The following is an 18,996-nucleotide window of genomic DNA, read 5'->3' on the forward strand; positions in this document are numbered from 1 at the left end:
GTCTAGATGGCACGCGACACCAAACGCACCAAGAAGAAGGTTTCCAAGAACATCGCCACCGGCGTTGCTCATGTGAACTCGTCCTTCAACAACACCAAGATCCTGATCTCCGACGTACAGGGCAACGCGATCGCATGGTCCTCTGCCGGGACTTGCGGGTTCAAGGGGTCGCGCAAATCGACGCCCTACGCCGCGCAGATGGCCGCAGAAGATGCGGGCAAGAAGGCACAGGAACATGGCATGCGCTCGCTTGAAGTCGAGGTTCAGGGGCCGGGCTCGGGCCGTGAATCGGCGCTGCGCGCGCTGGCGGCTGTCGGCTTCAACATCACGTCGATCCGTGACGTGACGCCGATCGCCCATAACGGCTGCCGCCCGCCGAAGCGCCGTCGGGTCTGATAAAACACCTCTCAAAGCGGGGCCGCGCAGTGGCGCGGTCCCCTTTTCGTCATTTTACATCCTCGGGCGTTCTGGACCTTTGGACATGAGGACAGGACAGGAATGGAGGGACGCATGATCCACAAGAATTGGGCTGAACTGATCAAGCCGACACAGCTTGACGTGAAACCGGGCAATGACCCGCTGCGTCAGGCGGTTCTGGTTGCCGAACCGCTGGAGCGCGGCTTTGGTCTGACCCTTGGCAATGCGCTGCGTCGCGTGCTTCTGTCGTCGCTGCAAGGTGCCGCGATCACTGCCGTACAGATCGACAACGTGCTGCACGAGTTTTCCTCGGTTGCCGGTGTGCGCGAAGACGTGACAGATATCGTGCTCAACCTCAAGGGTGTGGCGATCCGGATGGAAGTCGAGGGGCCCAAGCGCCTGTCGGTCAACGCCAAGGGTCCGGGTGTCGTGACCGCCGGCGACATTTCCGACAGCGCCGGGATCGAGATTCTGAACAAGGATCATGTGATCTGCCACCTCGACGAGGGCGCCGATCTTTACATGGAACTGACGGTCAACACCGGCAAGGGCTATGTCGCGGCGGACAAGAACAAGCCCGAGGATGCACCCATCGGCCTGATTCCGATCGACGCGATCTATTCGCCGATCACCCGCGTCAGCTATGACGTGCAGCCGACGCGTGAGGGCCAGGTGCTCGACTATGACAAGCTGACCATGAAGATCGAGACCGACGGTTCGATCACGCCCGACGATGCCGTGGCTTTCGCCGCGCGCATCCTTCAGGATCAGCTGTCGATCTTCGTCAACTTCGACGAGCCGGAGTCGGCGGGCCGCGAGGCCGAGGATGACGGGCTGGAATTTAACCCGCTCCTGCTCAAGAAAGTGGATGAGCTGGAACTCAGCGTTCGGTCGGCCAACTGCCTCAAGAACGACAATATCGTCTATATAGGCGATCTGATCCAGAAGACCGAGGCGGAAATGCTGCGCACGCCGAACTTCGGCCGCAAGTCGCTCAACGAGATCAAGGAAGTGCTCTCGGGCATGGGCCTGCATCTCGGCATGGATGTCGAGGACTGGCCGCCCGACGATATCGAGGACCTCGCCAAGAAATTCGACGAGGCCTTTTAAGCCGCATGTTTCAGCCATCCTGCCGATCGCGTGCAGGGTGGGTGAAACTCCGCGACCCCGGGCAATCCCGCCCCAAGGAGAGCGGCTGACACGCATCAGACCGCCGGACAAAGCAAAAACGCTTAGGAGATAGAAAATGCGTCACGCAAGAGGATACCGCCGCCTGAACCGTACCCACGAGCACCGCAAGGCGCTGTGGGCGAACATGGCCGGCTCGCTCATCGAACATGAGCAGATCAAGACCACCCTGCCCAAGGCCAAGGAACTGCGCCGGATCATCGAGAAGATGGTCACGCTCGGCAAGCGCGGCGATCTGCACGCGCGCCGTCAGGCCGCTGCACAGCTCAAGCAGGACATCCACGTTGCCAAGCTCTTCGACGTGCTCGGTCCTCGTTACAAGGAGCGCCAGGGCGGCTATGTCCGGGTGCTCAAGGCCGGGTTCCGCTATGGTGACATGGCGCCGATGGCGATCATCGAATTCGTCGACCGTGACGTCGATGCCAAGGGGGCCGCTGACCGCGCCCGCGTTGCCGCCGAAGAGGCCGCAGAAGAATAAGCCACGCCAGATTTGGCCCGGCCCTGACCCCCGCCCTCACCGGCGGGGGTTTTGCGTCTGTGGGATTGAGTATTTGGACCAAGAAGAAACGCAGCGGGCTTGCATCGCCCGGGCGTGCCGCGCATATCTCGGGCGACCCGCCGACACCCAGGGAGGCCCCTCTTGATCCGCATCCTGTCTCTCGTCCTGACCCTGCTCGCGGCCCCGCTTGCCGCCGAGATGCGCGTGCCGATGTCACAGGCCGAGATCCAGACCGGGTTTGTGCCGGTGGTGAAGCAGGCCGCCCCGGCGGTGGTCAACATCTATGCGAGCCGTATCGTCGAAGGCCGGCGCAGCCCGTTCCGCAACGATCCGTTCTTCGGGCGGTTCTTCAACGATTTCGGGGCGTCGCGGCCGCGTGTGCAGAACTCGCTCGGGTCGGGCGTGGTGCTTGGGGCGGATGGCATCGTAGTGTCGAATTACCATGTGGTCGGCGAGGCAACAGATATCCGCGTGGTGCTGAATGACGGGCGCGAATATGCCGCGCGGGTGCTGCTGGGCGATGAGGAGGCGGATCTGGCGGTGTTGCAGGTCGAGGAGGCCCCGGATCTGCCCGCGCTGCGGCTGCGCGACAGCGACAGCGTGCAGGTCGGCGAGTTGGTGCTGGCGATTGGCAATCCGTTCGGCGTGGGCCAGACGGTGAGCAGTGGCATCGTGTCGGGGCTGGCGCGGTCGGGCACGGCTTCGGGCAATGCGCGGGGCTATTTCATCCAGACCGATGCGCCGATCAACCCGGGCAATTCGGGCGGTGCGCTGGTCGATGTGAACGGGGATCTGATCGGGATCAATACGGCGATCCTGTCGCGCTCGGGTGGCTCGAACGGGATCGGATTTGCCATCCCTTCTGCCCTGGTGGCGCAGTTCGTCGAACAGGCGCGCGCCGGGCATGACGCCTTTCAACGGCCCTGGGCCGGGCTGGGCGGGCAGCCGGTGACGCCCGACATGGCCGAGGGGTTGGGCCTGACCCGGCCCGAGGGGATCGTGATCTCGCAGGTGCATCCCGCGAGCAGCTTTGTCGGTGCGGTCGAGCCGGGCGACGTGATCGCCGCGGTCGACGGGCAGCCGGTGAACAGCCCCGCCGAGATGGTGTTTCGCATGTCGCTTGCGGGGATCGGTGACAGCGCGCGCCTCACCCGGCTGCGGGATGGCGAGGCGGAAGAGGTTGACGTGCCGATGATCACTGCGCCCGAGGTGCCGCCGCGCAACCGGCTGGAAACGGGCCGTCATGCTGCCCTGCCGGAGATGGCGCTCTCGACCATCAACCCGGCGGTGATCGACGCTTACGGCCTGCCGCTGATGGCCGAGGGGGTGATCGTCGACGACCCCGGGCCCTATGGCGCGCGGGCGGGGCTGCGCCCCGGTGACATCCTGCGCGAGATCAACGGCATCGCCGTCAGTGACAGCGCCACGGCGGTCGAGGCGCTGGAGCGGGCCTCGCGCACGCTCAGCATCGAGGTAATGCGCAACGGGCGGCGCATGGCGCTGCGGTTGCGGCTGTGAGCGATCTGTTCGATACCGGCGACACGCCTGCCCCCAAGGGGGCGCCGCGCCCGCTGGCGGACCGGCTGCGCCCGCGTGCCCTGTCGGAGGTGATCGGGCAGGATCAGGTGCTGGGGCCCGACGCGCCGCTTGGCGTGATGCTCGCGTCGGGCAGTCTGACCTCGTTGATTTTCTGGGGCCCGCCCGGTGTGGGCAAGACCACCATCGCGCGGCTGCTGGCGGATGAGACCGACCTGCATTTCGTGCAGATCAGCGCGATCTTTACCGGCGTGCCGGAGTTGCGCAAGGTGTTCGAGGAGGCCAAGCACCGGCGCGCGAACGGGCAGGGCACGCTGCTCTTCGTCGACGAGATCCACCGGTTCAACAAGGCGCAGCAGGACGGGTTCCTGCCGCATATGGAGGATGGCACGATCCTTCTGGTCGGGGCCACGACCGAAAACCCGTCGTTTGAGTTGAACGCGGCGCTGCTCAGCCGGTCGCAGGTGCTGGTATTGACGCGGCTCGATCTGGCGGAGCTCGAACGCCTTGCGCAGCGGGCCGAGAAGGATCTGGGCCGGGCGCTGCCGCTTGACGGTCCGGCGCGTGAGTGCCTGCTGGAAATGGCCGATGGCGACGGGCGCGCGCTGCTCAATCTGATCGAGCAGGTGGCGGCGTGGAAGACTGACGGGAAACTGGGGCGCGAGGCGCTGGCCGCGCGGCTGATGAAGCGGGCGGCGAAATACGACAAGTCGGGCGATGAGCATTACAACCTCATCTCGGCGCTGCACAAATCGGTGCGCGGCTCTGATCCCGACGCGGCGCTCTACTGGCTGGCGCGGATGCTGACCGGGGGCGAGAACCCGCGATACCTGGCGCGGCGCATCACCCGGATGGCGGTGGAGGATATCGGCCTTGCCGACCCGCAGGCGCAAACGGTCTGCCTGCATGCCTGGGAACTCTATGAACGCCTCGGCAGTCCCGAGGGCGAGTTGGCGCTGGCGCAGGCGGTGACGTATCTCGCGCTGGCGCCGAAATCGAACGCGGGCTATGCCGCCTACAAGGCCGCGATGCGCGAAGCCAAGAAGAGCGGCAGCGAGCCGCCGCCCAAGCATATCCTGAACGCCCCGACCAAGCTCATGCGCGACGAGGGATATGGCGCGGGCTATGCCTATGACCACGATGCCGAGGACGCGTTTTCGGGGCAGAACTACTTTCCCGAGACGATGAAACGTCCGGTTCTCTATCAGCCCGTGGAGCGTGGTTTTGAGCGCGAACTCAAGAAAAGACTCGATTACTTCTCACGTCTGCGCGAGCGGCGCGGGGGGTAAAACCGGATAGCTTCTGAAAAAGCCTCAGAATTACTGACCTTTAAAACTTCGCCGTTTTTCGGATTAGAGTCTGGAAAGCCGAGGGATTTCGTGTTTTCTTTTCAACATGTCGTATTTGAGCATCCTGACCAAGGGTCAGCAAAGGAAGCTTTCGGAGAGGGCCGCAGTTGTGGTCGCTCCAAAGACAGATCAACAACAAAACAGGGAAATCTCATGACAAAGAAAACCGACAAGGTCCTTCTGGACAGGCTGGCCGACGCCGCGCGCAGCGGCGATATCTCGCGCCGGTCGTTCATGCATTTCGCCGCCGCCGCCGGGATGACCGCCTCGGCCGCGACCGGGCTTTGGGGCACATCGGCCGCCGCGCAACCCAGCCGGGGCGGCACATTCCGCTGGGGCGTGCATGACGGCAACAGTTCCGACACGCATGATCCGGGCACCTATGTGACCCGGCAGATGATCTTTCTGGCCCATACGCATCGCAGCTATCTGACGCTGATCGAGCCCGACAACTCGCTCGGGCCGGATCTGGCGACAAGCTGGGAAGCGACGCCGGACGCCAAGGAGTGGACGTTCGAGCTCAATCCCGATGCGTCCTTCCACAGCGGCAAGCCGGTGACGGCGCAGGACGTGATCGACAGCCTCAACCACCATCGCGGCGATGCGTCCACCTCGGCGGCCAAGGCGCTGTTGACGGATGTGACCGATATCAAGGCCGATGGCGAGAATGCCGTTGTCATCTCTCTGGCGCGCGGCAATGCCGATCTGCCCTGGCTGATGACCGACTATCACTTTGCCATCTGCCCGTCGAACGGCGATGGCTCGATCGACTGGAAATCCGGTGACGGCTCTGGTCCCTACAAGATCGAGTCGGGCGAGTTCGGCATTCAATGGGCGCTGAGCCGACATGACGGCTGGCATCTGGACGGGGCCTATTTCGACGCGGTCGAGATGCTCATTCTCAACGATCCGAACGCGCGTCAGACGGCACTTGTGACGGGCGATGTGAACTGCGTCTCGCTGATCGAGCTCAAGACGCTGGCGCTGCTGGAGCGCAACCCCGACATCAAGGTCGATAACATCCCGTCGGGTGGCGCGATCACGATGCCGATGCATTGCGACACGGCCCCGTTTGATGACGTCAATGTGCGCAACGCGCTGAAGCTCGCGATGAACCGTGACGAGATCATTGAGAAGATCTCGTTCGGGGCGGCGACCAAGGGCAACGACTTCCATCTCTCGCCGGTGCAGCCCTATTGGCCCGACGATATCCCGCAGCGCGAATACGATCCGGACCAGGCGAAATCGCTGCTCAAGAAGGCCGGGCATGAGGGGCTCAAGGTCAACATGTCGGTGGCCGACAGCGTCTATACCGGCGCGGTGGACATGTGCGTCCTTTATGCCGAGCAGGCCAAGGCGGCGGGTATCAACATCAATGTCGTGCGCGAGCCGAACGATGGCTACTATTCGGACGTGTGGTTGAAAAAGCCGTTCTGTGCCGTGTCCTGGGGCGCGCGCCCGACGCCGGACGTGATGTTCACGCTGGCCTACAAGGATGACGCCGCCTGGAACGAGAGCCGCTGGCAGAACGAGCGCTTCAACGAGTTGCTGCTTCAGGCCAAGGGCGAGCTTGACGACAGCCTGCGCGCCGAGATGTATCGCGAGATGTGCATGCTGATGCGCGATGATGGCGGCACGCTGATCCCGTTCTTCAACAACTGGGTCTATGCCCGTGGCAAGGGCGTGGAGCGCAACGAGGATGTCGCGGCGAGCTGGAGTTGTGACGGTGCCCGGGCCGCGAGCCGCTGGTGGTTCTCGACATAACGTCCTGATTTGACCCGGTCCCCGGAAAAGGGGGCCGGGTCTTTCACTGCCGGTGGCGGGTCTGCCCTGCCTCCGGTTTCGTCAATCCGGTTGCATCCGAAAATCCTAAAGAACAAACCGCGACCGCAGACACAGAACACTGTGCGCCTGAGCCGAAAACGGCCCGCCGGAACAAGGTGGCAGGCAGAAACAGCAGGAGGGAAAGATGGGGGACATCCTAGGGCTCGTTGCGAAACGGCTCGGTCTCGGACTGATCATCCTATTGGTCATATCCGTCATCATATTTTTCATGGTCGAGCTTTTGCCCGGTGACATCGCCGAGGCGGTGCTGGGGCAGGGGGCGACGCCGGAGAACCTGGCCGCGTTGCGTCGCGAGATGGGCCTCGATCAACCAGCCGTCGTGCGCTATCTCGACTGGTTGTCGGGTGCGGTGATGCTCGATTTCGGCAATTCCATCGTGACCGGTACCAGCGTGTCCGAGACCATCGGCGAACGGTTTGCCAACACGCTGTTCCTCGCGACCTATGCGGCGGCGATCGCGGTGCCGATCTCGATCGTTCTGGGGATCATCGTGGCGCTACTGCGCAATTCGATCTTCGACCGGGTCGCCAACGTGGCGACGCTCACCTCGATCTCGAGCCCGGAATTCTTTCTGGGCTATATCCTGATCCTCTATCTTGCGGTCAAGACGGGCATGTTTCCGGCGATTGCCAGCCTGAGCTCTGACATGGATTTCGGCGATCTGCTCTACCGCACCTTCCTGCCGGCGCTGACGCTGGTGCTGGTGGTGACGGCGCATATGATGCGCATGACCCGCGCGGCGATCATCAATCTTCTGGCCTCGCCCTATATCGAGATGGCCCGGCTCAAGGGCACACCGCCCTGGAAGGTGATCGTCAAGCACGCCCTGCCCAATGCCTGGGCCCCGATCATCAACGTGGTGGCACTGAACCTTGCCTATCTGATCACCGGCGTGGTGCTGGTCGAGGTGGTGTTCGTCTATCCCGGCATCGGACAGGCCCTTGTGGACGCGGTCAGCAAACGCGACTTCCCGGTGGTTCAGGCCTGCTGCCTGATCTTCGCGGCGACCTTCATCCTGCTCAATCTTGCGGCGGATGTGGGCGCGATCCTGACCAACCCGCGCCTGCGGCATCCGAAATAAGGGGGCAGAGACATGAGTGTTTTCGTCATTATCTACTATACTCTGCTTCTGGGCGCGTCCTGCCTTGCGGCTTACTTCAACAAGCGGTCGGCGTTTCTGCTGATCTTCTCGCTCACGCTGGTGTCCTTCGTCCTAGGCATCGTCGGCGGAGTGGGCGCACTGCGCGGCGTGGCGATTGCAGCGGGGCTTCTGGCGTTGGCGGCGATGGTCTCCTACGCCTTCCGCGAGTTCCTGATCGCCATCACCTCGGTCAACCTGGCCAAGGAGTTGCGCACGGCGCCGCTCACGGCGGCGTTCGGGATGTTCGTGATCTTCACCTACGCGATCGCGGGCATCTTCGCGCCGGTGATCGCGCCCTTCGGCGAGGCCGAGATCATTTCCTCGGCCTTTGCGCCGGCGGATGAGACGATGCTTCTCGGGGCGGACCAATTGGGCCGCGACATGTTCAGCCGCATCATCTACGGCGCGCGCAATACCGTGGCACTGGCGCTTGCCGGTACGGTGCTGGCCTTCCTTCTGGGCGCGCTCGCCGGTCTGCTGGCGGCGGTCAATGGCGGCTGGTTCGATCAGCTCATCGCGCGAACTTCGGACGTGATCATGTCGATTCCGTCGCTGATCTTCGCGCTGCTGATGCTGTCGATCTTCGGCGGCGAGCTGGCCAATGACACGACGAGTTTCTGGCTCTTGACCGGGTTCATGATGGTGACCGGTCTGCTGGTCGTGACGGCGGTGTTCGAGAACAACATCCTCGGCTGGGCCATCGGGCTGGCGGCGCTGGTCGGGGTCTCGGTGGTGTTTGCGGGCTTCATGCTGATCGTCTTCAACCCGTCCGAGATCATTCTCGTTCTGGTGGTCGCGGTGATCTACAGCCCGCGCGTCTTCCGCCTGACGCGGGCGGTGGCGGGCAATGTGGTGGTGATGGACTATATCGAGGCGGCCAAGCTGCGCGGGGAAAAGACATGGTATCTGATCCGGCGGGAAATCCTGCCCAACTCCACCGCACCTCTGATCGCGGAATTCGGGCTGGAATTCTGCTTCGTGTTCCTGCTGATCGCCGGTCTGTCGTTCCTCGGCCTAGGTATCCAGCCGCCGACAGCGGATTGGGGCTCGATGGTGCGCGAGAACGCGACGCTGGTCTCTTTCGGTGAGATCACACCGCTCATTCCCGCGGCGGCCATCGCGCTTCTGACCGTTGCGATCAACTTCGTGGTGGACTGGATGCTCTACCGCTCCTCTGGCCTGAAGGTGTAACCGTCATGACCAAGAAAAAAGACGTATTGCTGAAGATCCGTGACCTCAAGATCCAGGGCTATTCGGATGAAACCTGGGTCGACATCATCAAGGGTGTCGACCTGACCCTGCATCGCGGCGAAGTGATGGGCCTGATTGGCGAATCGGGCGCGGGCAAGTCCACCATCGGCGCGGCCTGCATGGGCTATGCCCGCGACGGCACCCGCATCTCCAACGGCTCGATCGAGTTCGACGGGATGGAACTGACCACCGCAACCGAGGCCGACCGGCGCATGCTGCGCGGATCGCGTATCGCCTATGTGGCGCAATCGGCGGCGGCGTCGTTCAACCCGGCGCACAAGATCATCGACCAGCATACCGAGGCACCGCTGCAATACCGGCTCAAGAAACGGCTGGAGGCGCAGGAGGATGCGATGCAGCTTTATGAGAAGCTGCGTTTGCCCAATCCGCAGGAGATCGGCTTTCGCTATCCGCATCAGGTGTCGGGCGGGCAGTTGCAGCGGGCGATGACCGCGATGGCGATGTCGTGTCGCCCGGACCTGATCATCTTTGACGAGCCGACCACCGCGCTCGATGTGACCACGCAGATCGAGGTTCTGGCCGCGATCCGCGATATCGTGGACGAATACAACACCGCCGCGATCTACATCACGCATGATCTGGCGGTGGTGGCGCAGATGGCCGACACGATCAAGGTGCTGCTCAAAGGCGAACAAGTGGAAGAGGCACCTACGCGCGAGATGCTCGAAAACCCCAAGGAGGATTATACCAAATCGCTCTGGGCAGTGCGCGGGTTCAAAAGCCCGCAGCGACGCAGGCCCACCGATGGCACGCCGCCGCTGATTTCGGTCAGAAATGTGGATGCCTCCTATACGGGCGGCGAAAAGGTGCTCGATGATGTAAGTTTCGACATCTACGAGGGCATGACCGTGGCCGTGGTGGGGGAATCCGGTTCGGGAAAGTCCACCACCGCGCGGGTGATCACCGGCCTTTTGCCACCCTCAAAGGGCGAGGTGCTGTTCAAGGGAGAGCCGTTCCCGCCGAACTATCGCAACCGCACCAAGGACCAGCTGCGCCAGTGCCAGATGATCTATCAGATGGCCGACACGGCGCTCAATCCCAAGGTGAAGATTTCCGAGATCATCGGGCGCCCGGCGGCGTTCTATTCCGGGCTCAAGGGGGTTGCGCTCAAGAACCGGGTGGACGAGTTGCTCGACCTGATCGAGCTGGAGCCGTCGCAATATTACAATCGCTACCCGCCGGAACTCTCGGGCGGGCAGAAGCAGCGTATCGGCATCGCCCGCGCGCTTGCGGCGGAGCCCACGTTCATCGTCTGCGACGAGGTGACATCGGCGCTCGATCAGCTGGTGGCCGAAGGGATTTTGCGGCTGCTTGACCGGCTCCAGAACGAATTGAACCTCGCCTATATGTTCATCACCCATGACCTTGCGACGGTGCGCTCGATCGCCGACGAGGTGGTGGTGATGCAGCATGGCAAGGTGGTCGAACAGGGGCCCAAGGACGACATGTTCACCCCGCCGCACCACCCCTATACCGACCTGCTGCTCAGCTCGGTGCCCGAGATGGACCCCGACTGGCTGACCACGCTGCTGGAAGAACGCGGCGTCGATAACGTGGGCGATGCGGCCGCAGCCAGGATCGACCCGAAAGACGAAAAGGTCTCCTGACCGGCGGCGACATAATAGGACACGGCGGGGGCATGCCTCCGCCGTTTTTCATGTCGGGGTCTGCGTTACCTGGTGGGCTTAGAGGACCGCCATGGCCGACAGCACGAAGGTGCCAATGATCGCGCCATAGACGGTCAGCACGGCCTGCCAAGAGGCAGAGTGCATACGCAGTTCGCGGTTCAGTTCGTCGCGTGTCATGGGCTTGCCTCCTGCCTCGGGGTTGCGCTTGCGAACGGCGCGCCGCTCACAACGCGCACATAAGCGATAAATATGGCCACGCAATGATAAAAGTGCTCGAAATCCATGCGATTTCGACAACCCACATGCGCGTTTTGGACATATCGAGCGAATGCGAAGATCCGCAGCCTGAAAGCGACGTCGCTTTTGGGGTTTCGTCTCGGAGCACAGGCTACTGCTGGTCACCCCGATGATGCAAGCCGCTCGATGCCGCCGGATCATGCGGGCGCGGTTTCGCGACATCGGGGGCCAATGGCGTCCTCTACTGTCAGCGCACTACACCGGCCTGCGCCCACCCTCCTCAAAGGCATCGTGCGCGTCAGTGGCGGTTTGCTCCCGCGCGAATGCCCCTCACTCTGCCGCGATCTGCCGTGTCTCCGCCTCCAGCGGGTTTTCGCGATGCACAAGGCAGGTACAGCGTAAAAGCGAGGTGAAATTGGCGGGCTCGCCATGCAGTTCGAGCACCTCCGCATGCAGCTTCGAGACGAAACCGGGCGTGCTCAGCCCCTCGCTCTCGGCGATTTCATCCAGAATGCCCCAGAACGATTTCTCGAGCCGGATGCTTGTGCTCTGGCCATTCAGGCGCATGCGGCGGGTTTCCAGCGTGTAGCGGTCCGGGTCCTGCCCGGCGAATATTCGGCACATGTCTCAATCCTCCCTCGTCCGGCAGGCGGGCAGGTCCGCCCCGGACCTCAGTACGAACTAGGATCATGGCCGATTTTTTCCACATGGGAAAGCCCGCAGAGCGCCGTGCGGCAATGGTATCAGAACAGGGCATGGCCGATACTGGCCAGCGCGGCAAGGATCAGCATCGCGAAGGTCAATGCCATTCCGCCCCGGCGAAAGAGGATGATCTGCGGTGTGTGTCCCAGGCCGACCGCATGCAGCACGCGCCCGGCAAGCAGCATCAGCCCGAGCAGATGCACTACCCAGCGTGGCGCGCCCTGAAGCTCTGTCATCGCCAGTAGGATCAGCCCCATCGGCGCGTACTCGGCACAATTGCCCTGCACGCGGATGCGCTTGATCAAGAGCGTATCACCGCCGTCGCTAAGCGACACCTGCGCGGTGGAACGGGCGGCGATGACCCGGAGGCTGAGGATGACGAACAACAGGCCGAGAAGACCCGCATCGAGCGGCGTGACGCTGAGTGACATCCGCGGTCCCCTTCTCAGGTGTAAATCTGCGCCTCGCGCGGCGGCAGGCTGAAATCCTCGCTATGCATGATCACGCCGGCATCTGTGAGCAGCAAGAGACCATATGCACCGGGCTCGTCGATCGACAGGCTGGGGTCCTGATCACCCAAGGCCATGGGCATCTGGTGACAGGGGCTCTTGAGGATCGCCACCGGGATACCGCCCGCCGATCCCTGGATGTTGCGGTGGATATGCCCCGAGACGATCTGCGCCACGTTGCCCGCCGCCCTGAGCCGCGCGATCAGCGCGTCGCGGTTCTTCAGCCCGATCCGGTCCATCCCCTCGAACCCGGTCTCGATGGGGGGATGGTGGGTAAAGACGATCACCTGCCGCTCGCCCGCCTCGGCCAAGTGCCGGTCCAGCCAGCCCAGCCGCGCCTCGCAGAGCCAGCCGGAATGGGTGTCCTCGGCCGCTTCATTGAGCGTATCCAGGCAGATCAGGCGATAGCCCCCGAGATCGGTAACGTGCTGGATATGGCCGCTCTCCATCCGCTCGGCCTCGGGAAAGGCCGCAAGGAAGGGCGCGCGCCGGTCATGATTGCCCAGCATCATCGAGACGGGCAGGGGGCAGGTGGTGAGCGCCGCCCGCAGCCGGGCATATTCCGGCGGGTCGGCGTTATGGGATAGATCCCCACACAGCACCACGCGCGCGGCATCGGGATGGTTGTCGAGCGCATGGGCAAGCCCCTGCATGAACCGCGCGAACGGGTCGAGCCCGATGATCGTCTCGCCCTCGCGCACGAGGTGGATATCGGTGAAGACGATGATTTTCTGCATGGGGCTGCCTGCGACAGAGAAGACCTGTGCGCAGAATGGCCGAAATTTTCTCCCGGGCAAAGTCATTCCGTCACCGGGTGCGGGCCGTCATCCTCCGGCTTGACCGGAGGATCTCTTGTGGCGGACAGACCCACGGATCAGGCGCGAGGGGGCGGTGACGGATCGGTGACCGGCGCGTTACTCGAACTCCACCAGCAAATCCTTGGCGTCGATCTGGCTGCCGGGCTGGACATGCACCGCCTTGACCACCGCGTCGCGGTCGGCGTGGAGGCCGGTTTCCATCTTCATCGCCTCGATGGTCAGCAGCAGGTCGCCCGCGCCGACCTTGCCCCCCACCTTGGCGGCCACGTTGGCCACCACGCCGGGCATCGGCGCGCCGATATGGGCGGGGTTTCCGCTCTCGGCCTTGGGCCGGGCGGCAGCGGTGGATTTCACCTTGCGGTCAGGCACGCGGATCACGCGGGGCTGGCCGTTCAGCTCGAAAAAGACCTTCACGTCGCCTTCCTCGTTGGTTTCGGACAGGGCCTGCAGGCGGATTTCGAGGATCTTGCCGGGGTCGATCTCGACGCTGATTTCCTCGCCCGGCTGCATCCCGTAGAAGAAGGTGCGTGTGGGCAGGGTGCGCACCGGGCCGTATATCGCGTGGCGCTCCATGTACTCGGCGAAGACCTTGGGATACATCAGGCTGCCCATCAGATCCTCGCTGTCGATGCTCTCGCCGAACCGCTCCACCAGCTCTGCGCGGCGCGCGTCGAGATCCTCGGCGGGCAACAGCGTGCCGGGGCGCACGGTGATGGGCTCTTCGCCCTTGAGCACCTTCTTGACGATGGCGGGGGGGAAGCCGCCTGGCGCCTGTCCCACATAGCCCTTCATCAGTGTGATCACCGAGTCGGGAAAGCTAACCTCGGTCGCGGGGTCGAGCACGTCCTCACAAGTCAGGCCTTGGCTCACCATCATCAACGCCAGATCGCCCACCGTCTTGGCGATCGGTGTCACCTTGATGACATCGCCGAACATCTGGTTCACATCGGCATAGGTACGCGCGATGTCGTGCCAGCGGTCCTCCATCCCCATCGAGCGTGCCTGCGCCTTGAGGTTGGTGAATTGCCCGCCGGGCATCTCGTGCAGATAGACCTCGGAAGTGGGCGACTGCATCCCGCTCTCGAAAGCGGCGTAATGGTTGCGCACCGATTCCCAATAGTTCGAGATGTGCCGGATGGCGGTAATATCGAGGCCCGTGTCGCGCGGCGTGTGGCGCAGCGCCTCAATGATCGTGCCAATCGTCGCCTGAGAGGTATTGCCCGAGAGCGAGTCCATCGCGCAATCCACTGCATCCACACCGGCCTCGGACGCCGCAAGGATCGTGGCCCCGGCAAGGCCCGCCGTGTCATGGGTATGGAAGTGCAGCGGTAGCCCCACCTCTTCCTTGAGCGCCTTGAAGAGCACGCTCGCCGTGGCCGGTTTCATCAAGCCGCCCATATCTTTGATGCACAGGATATGAGTGCCTGCCGCCTTCAGCTCCTGCGCCATCGACAGGTAATATTTCAGATCATACTTCGAGCGCGCCGGATCGAGCATGTCGCCGGTATAGCAGATCGCGGCCTCCAGCACCTTGCCGGACGCGAGCACCGCATCCATCGACACGCGCATGTTCTCGGCCCAGTTCAGCGGATCGAACACGCGGAAGATGTCAACGCCGCTCTCGGCGGCCTGCTTGACAAAGGCCGCGACCACATTGTCGGGATAGTTGGTATAGCCCACCCCGTTGGAGCCGCGCAGCAGCATCTGCGTGAGCAGGTTCGGCATGGCCGCGCGGATGTCGCGCAGGCGTTGCCAGGGGCATTCGTCAAGGAACCGGTAGGCCACGTCAAACGTCGCCCCGCCCCAGCATTCGACCGAGAAAAGGCCGGGCAGGTCATGGGCATAATTGGGCGCGATGCCGATCATGTCGATGGAGCGCATCCGCGTGGCCAACAGCGACTGATGGCTGTCGCGCATCGTGGTGTCGGTGATCAGCAGATGCTTTTGCTCGGCCATCCAGTCGGCCACGGCCTGCGCGCCGTCGCGCTCGAGGATCTGTTTCGGGCCGTCGGTGATGGTGACATTGGCCGGACGCGGCGCGCGCGGCAGTTTGAGGTCGACGGGTGGGCGCGCGCGCCCCTCGACCTCGGGATGACCGTTCACGGTGATGTCGGCGATATAGGTCAGCACCTTGGTGCCGCGATCCTGGCGCTTCTTGAACTCGAAAAGCTCGGGCGTCGTGTCGATGAACTTGGTGGTGTATTCGTTGTTCAGGAACGTCGGGTGCTTCAGCAGGTTCTCGACAAAGGCGATGTTGGTGCTGACGCCGCGAATGCGGAACTCGCGCAGGGCGCGGTCCATCCGGGCGATGGCGGCCTCGGGGGTAGGGGCCCAGGCGGTGACCTTGGTCAGCAGGCTGTCATAATAGCGGGTGATGACGCCGCCCGAATAGGCGGTGCCGCCATCGAGGCGGATGCCCATGCCGGTGGCCGAACGATAGGCGGTGATGCGGCCGTAATCGGGGATGAAGTTGTTGAGCGGGTCTTCGGTGGTGATCCGGGTCTGCAGCGCGTGGCCGTTGAGCGTGATGTCGTATTGCGACGCCTTGCCGGTGGCCTCGGTCAGGGTCTTGCCCTCGGCGATCTTGATCTGCGCCTGCACGATGTCGATGCCGGTGACCTCTTCGGTCACGGTATGCTCGACCTGCACGCGCGGGTTGACCTCGATGAAATAGAAAGCGCCGGTGTCCATATCCATCAGGAACTCGACCGTGCCCGCGCATTCGTAATCGACATGCTTGCAGATGCGATGGCCAAGCTGGCAGATCTCCTCGCGCTGCGCCTCGCTCAGATAGGGGGCAGGGGCGCGCTCCACCACCTTCTGATTGCGCCGCTGCACCGAGCAGTCGCGCTCGTAGAGGTGATACATGTTGCCATGCTTGTCGCCGAGGATCTGCACCTCGACATGGCGCGCGCGCAGGATCATCTTTTCCAGATAGCCCTCGCCATTGCCAAAGGCCGCCTCGGCCTCGCGCCGGCCCTCCAGCACCTTTTCCTCCAACTCCTCCTCGGAGTTGATCGGGCGCATGCCGCGCCCGCCACCGCCCCAGGACGCCTTGAGCATGAGCGGATAGCCGACCTCGGCGGCCTCGCGCCGGATGGCGTCCATGTCATCGCCCAGAACCTCGGTCGCGGGGATCACGGGCACGCCCGCCTCGATGGCTACGCGCCGCGCGCTCGCCTTGTCGCCAAGCGCGCGCATGATCTCGGCGCGCGGGCCGATAAAGGTGATGCCCGCCGCGTCGCAGGCATCGACAAAGGCCGGGTTCTCGGACAGAAGGCCGTAGCCGGGATGGATCGCGTCGGCGCCGCAGTCGCGAGCCACGCGGATGATCTCCTCGATCGACAGATAGGCCGCGACCGGTCCCATCCCTTCGCCGATGCGATAGGCCTCATCGGCTTTGAACCGGTGTAGGCTCAGCTTGTCCTCGTCGGCAAAGACCGCGACGGTGCGTTTGCCCAGCTCGTTGGCGGCGCGCATGATGCGGATTGCGATCTCGCCCCGGTTGGCGATCAGGATTTTCTTGAAGTCGGCCATGGCCTCTACCCCCGGTTGGTCACGTCTCGGGCCACCCGCGGCGATGCCGCGCTGCGGCGCTGTGACCTTGTAGGATTTGTGAAAGCTTTGCGCAATCCGCCATTCCGGGGATTCGCCGGGTGGGGGAATTTCCTGTCCCGAAGGGTGGGCACCCCTACCCGGCGGGGATAGGGTGCGGCCTCACTTCTTGGATTTGCCGGATTTCTTCTTTTTCTTCGACTTGTCCTTGGCCGCCTTGCCGGATTTTTTCTTGGCCTTGGCAGAGGATTTGTCGTCTTTCTTCAGCTTTTTCTTGTCGGCCTTTTTCGTCTTCGATGCCTTTTCGGCCTTTTTCTTGTCGGCCTTCGCCTTGGCCTTGGCGGGCTTGGCTCCGGCTTCAGAGTTCGGGGGCGCTGCGGGCGTCCCTGAACCACCCTCCGCACCAAGCGCCGCGGCGGCCTCGATGAAACCCTGCGCGCGGTCCGTTGAGATGCCGCGCACCTGCATCAGCGCCGACGGGTCGGCGCGTGCCAACAGTTCGGGGCTTGTGATGCCAAGGGCTCCGAGTGCCTTGGCAAGGGCGGGCCCGATCCCGCGAATATCTGTCAATGACGACAAGGGTGTCTCCTTTTCTGAGGACAAAGAGAAATGGTGGGCGCATCATTGCCCCCGCCGCGTGACGGCCCGGTCAGGCCGCTTTCTTGAGCGCCTTGCGCGCCGATTTCAGCTTGGATTTCTGGCGCTCCACCTTGGCTTCGCGCTGCTTCACTTCTTTTTTGAGGTCTTTGATTTTCGCTTTTTTGGCCATGGGTCAAGCTCCTTGTGTTTGGGTTGTGTCGATGCGCCGCTCGCGTCGCAGGCATCCTGATGCGACAGGGTGAACTCTCGGATAAAGCGCCTGATCTCGCGCGCCGCACTCGTGTCGAGGGTCTCGCACAGGTCGACAAAGGCATCGCGATCCGCCTTGTTGATGCGAATGATCAACTGGCTGTCCTTGCGATCCTGTTTCTTGCGTCCGTCGGCTGGCAACCATTGGCCTCCATGTTGATTGGCATCCTGCCACAATGCATATATTTTGTATATACATTGTAATGCATTTTCTGTAGCGCTATGAATTTTCGCAGAAAATTCTCGCTCATCCTGACCCGATCAACCGGCTCGGGGCGTCTGAGACCCGGTGCAGACCCAACTGCCCCATATTGGCCTTCAGATCCTCGCGCAGGATGTCGGCCAGATGCGCGAGGCCCTCCGCCCCAAGCGCGCCAAGTGCGAAATGCCACGCACGCCCCATCATCACGAAATCCGCGCCAAGCGCGATGGCGCGCAGGATATCGAGGCCGCCCTCAATGCCGCCATCCATGATCACCGGCAGCGTGGTGGCCGCGCGCACCTCCGGCAGCGCCTCGATTGTGGCGGGTGCGGCGTCGAACTGCCGCCCCGCGTGGTTCGACACCCAGATCGCATCGACCCCCGCTTTCTCCAGTGCCGCCGCATCTTCGCCGCGCAGCACGCCCTTCACCACCAGCGGCCCGTCCCACGCCTCGCGCAGCCAGCGCAGATAGTCCCAGTCCGGTGAGGTGCGCAGCAGATAGCCCGCGTGCTTGTTCGACGGCAGCCCCTTGGTCTGCCCGGCATAATCGTCGATCAGTCGCATCCGGGGCATCCCCAGCCGCGCCATGCCGCTCGCCCAGGCGGGGCAGCGCGCCACCTGCGCCATCAGCCGGGGCGTCAGGCGCGGCGGTTGTGTCAGGCCCGAGCGCACCTGCCGTTCACGGCGCGACCCCACCGGCACATCCACCGTCAGCACCAGCACCCCGAACCCGGCCTTGCGCGCGCGCGCCAGCATATCGCGGCGAATCTCCGGATCGCGCGGCGGATAAAGCTGAAACCAGCCGCGCCCCCCAAGGTGTGGCCCGACATCCTCGGGCATTTGGCTCGCAACGGTCGACAACGTATAAGGCACCCCCTCCGCCGTCGCCGCCCGCGCCAGATGCCGCTCTGCATCCGGCCAGATCAGCCCCGACATGCCCACCGGCGCGATCCCCACCGGCAGGGCATAGGTCTCACCCAGCAGGGTCGTGGAAAGGTCCGGCGCGATCTCGCCATGCAGGATCGACGGGCTCAGCCGCACCTGATCCAGCATCATCCGGTTGCGCGCCTTGGTGGCCTCCACCCCGGTGCCGCTGTCGAGATACTCCCAGACGAAACGCGGGATACGGGCGCGCGCACGGGCGCGCAGGTCAGTCAGGGCGGGGTATTGTGCATGCAGGTCCATGCCCCGCATTTGCGCGGGTTTTCAGGGGCTTGTCCAGTGCCACGCCGCGCGCGGAACAATCCCC

The 18,996-nt window shown here is 63.5% G+C and carries 16 protein-coding genes; 9 read left to right on the forward strand and 7 right to left on the reverse strand.

The annotated features are described in order from the left end of the window. Window positions 1-6: 6 nt before the first annotated feature. The 9 genes from rpsK (at window position 7) to ACSSV4_RS08885 (ending at window position 10,854) form a co-directional block, all read left to right on the forward strand. A complete protein-coding gene (rpsK, locus tag ACSSV4_RS08845; protein ID WP_454274781.1) occupies window positions 7-396 on the forward strand; it encodes a 30S ribosomal protein S11 in 390 nt (129 codons plus the stop codon). Between the two features lie 114 nt (window positions 397-510). Beyond that, window positions 511-1,527: a DNA-directed RNA polymerase subunit alpha gene (locus ACSSV4_RS08850; protein ID WP_454274782.1), complete on the forward strand. Its 1,017-nt coding sequence runs from the start codon at window positions 511-513 to the stop codon at window positions 1,525-1,527. 136 nt (window positions 1,528-1,663) lie between these two features. Beyond that, entirely contained in the window at window positions 1,664-2,083 is a 420-nt protein-coding gene (rplQ, locus tag ACSSV4_RS08855) for a 50S ribosomal protein L17 (RefSeq protein ID WP_454274783.1), read from the forward strand. 162 nt (window positions 2,084-2,245) lie between these two features. Continuing rightward, window positions 2,246-3,622, forward strand: coding sequence for a trypsin-like peptidase domain-containing protein (locus ACSSV4_RS08860; protein ID WP_454274784.1), 1,377 nt, complete (start codon window positions 2,246-2,248; stop codon window positions 3,620-3,622). Beyond that, complete coding sequence (locus tag ACSSV4_RS08865; RefSeq protein WP_454274785.1) at window positions 3,619-4,929, forward strand: replication-associated recombination protein A; 1,311 nt, start codon at window positions 3,619-3,621, stop codon at window positions 4,927-4,929. Before ACSSV4_RS08860 ends, ACSSV4_RS08865 begins: the two co-directional genes overlap by 4 nt. Window positions 4,930-5,142: 213 nt before the next feature. After that, window positions 5,143-6,753, forward strand: coding sequence for an ABC transporter substrate-binding protein (locus ACSSV4_RS08870; RefSeq protein WP_454274786.1), 1,611 nt, complete (start codon window positions 5,143-5,145; stop codon window positions 6,751-6,753). Window positions 6,754-6,958: 205 nt separating this feature from the next. Then, the gene (locus ACSSV4_RS08875; RefSeq protein ID WP_454274787.1) at window positions 6,959-7,915 is read left to right on the forward strand and encodes an ABC transporter permease; all 957 of its coding nucleotides are present in this window, start codon (window positions 6,959-6,961) and stop codon (window positions 7,913-7,915) included. A gap of 12 nt (window positions 7,916-7,927) precedes the next feature. Beyond that, entirely contained in the window at window positions 7,928-9,166 is a 1,239-nt protein-coding gene (locus ACSSV4_RS08880) for an ABC transporter permease (protein WP_454274788.1), read from the forward strand. Between the two features lie 5 nt (window positions 9,167-9,171). Further along, entirely contained in the window at window positions 9,172-10,854 is a 1,683-nt protein-coding gene (locus tag ACSSV4_RS08885; RefSeq protein ID WP_454274789.1) for an ABC transporter ATP-binding protein, read from the forward strand. A gap of 588 nt (window positions 10,855-11,442) precedes the next feature. Here ACSSV4_RS08885 and ACSSV4_RS08890 read toward each other — a convergent pair. The 7 genes from ACSSV4_RS08890 to ACSSV4_RS08920 form a co-directional block, all read right to left on the reverse strand. After that, complete coding sequence (locus tag ACSSV4_RS08890; protein WP_417727901.1) at window positions 11,443-11,736, reverse strand: ribbon-helix-helix domain-containing protein; 294 nt, start codon at window positions 11,734-11,736, stop codon at window positions 11,443-11,445. A 119-nt stretch (window positions 11,737-11,855) separates the two neighbouring features. Continuing rightward, window positions 11,856-12,245: an MAPEG family protein gene (locus tag ACSSV4_RS08895; protein ID WP_454274790.1), complete on the reverse strand. Its 390-nt coding sequence runs from the start codon at window positions 12,243-12,245 to the stop codon at window positions 11,856-11,858. Window positions 12,246-12,259: 14 nt separating this feature from the next. Then, the gene (locus ACSSV4_RS08900) at window positions 12,260-13,060 is read right to left on the reverse strand and encodes a phosphodiesterase (RefSeq protein ID WP_454274791.1); all 801 of its coding nucleotides are present in this window, start codon (window positions 13,058-13,060) and stop codon (window positions 12,260-12,262) included. A 177-nt stretch (window positions 13,061-13,237) separates the two neighbouring features. Continuing rightward, entirely contained in the window at window positions 13,238-16,678 is a 3,441-nt protein-coding gene (locus ACSSV4_RS08905) for a pyruvate carboxylase (protein ID WP_454274792.1), read from the reverse strand. Between the two features lie 180 nt (window positions 16,679-16,858). Next, window positions 16,859-17,275: a helix-hairpin-helix domain-containing protein gene (locus ACSSV4_RS08910; protein ID WP_454274793.1), complete on the reverse strand. Its 417-nt coding sequence runs from the start codon at window positions 17,273-17,275 to the stop codon at window positions 16,859-16,861. A gap of 147 nt (window positions 17,276-17,422) precedes the next feature. After that, window positions 17,423-17,722: a hypothetical protein gene (locus tag ACSSV4_RS08915; protein ID WP_454274794.1), complete on the reverse strand. Its 300-nt coding sequence runs from the start codon at window positions 17,720-17,722 to the stop codon at window positions 17,423-17,425. A 70-nt stretch (window positions 17,723-17,792) separates the two neighbouring features. Further along, window positions 17,793-18,941, reverse strand: a complete 1,149-nt coding sequence (locus ACSSV4_RS08920; RefSeq protein WP_454274795.1) for an alpha-hydroxy acid oxidase — start codon at window positions 18,939-18,941, stop codon at window positions 17,793-17,795. Window positions 18,942-18,996 lie beyond the last annotated feature (55 nt).

Source organism: Roseovarius sp. MBR-154, from assembly GCF_053628595.1.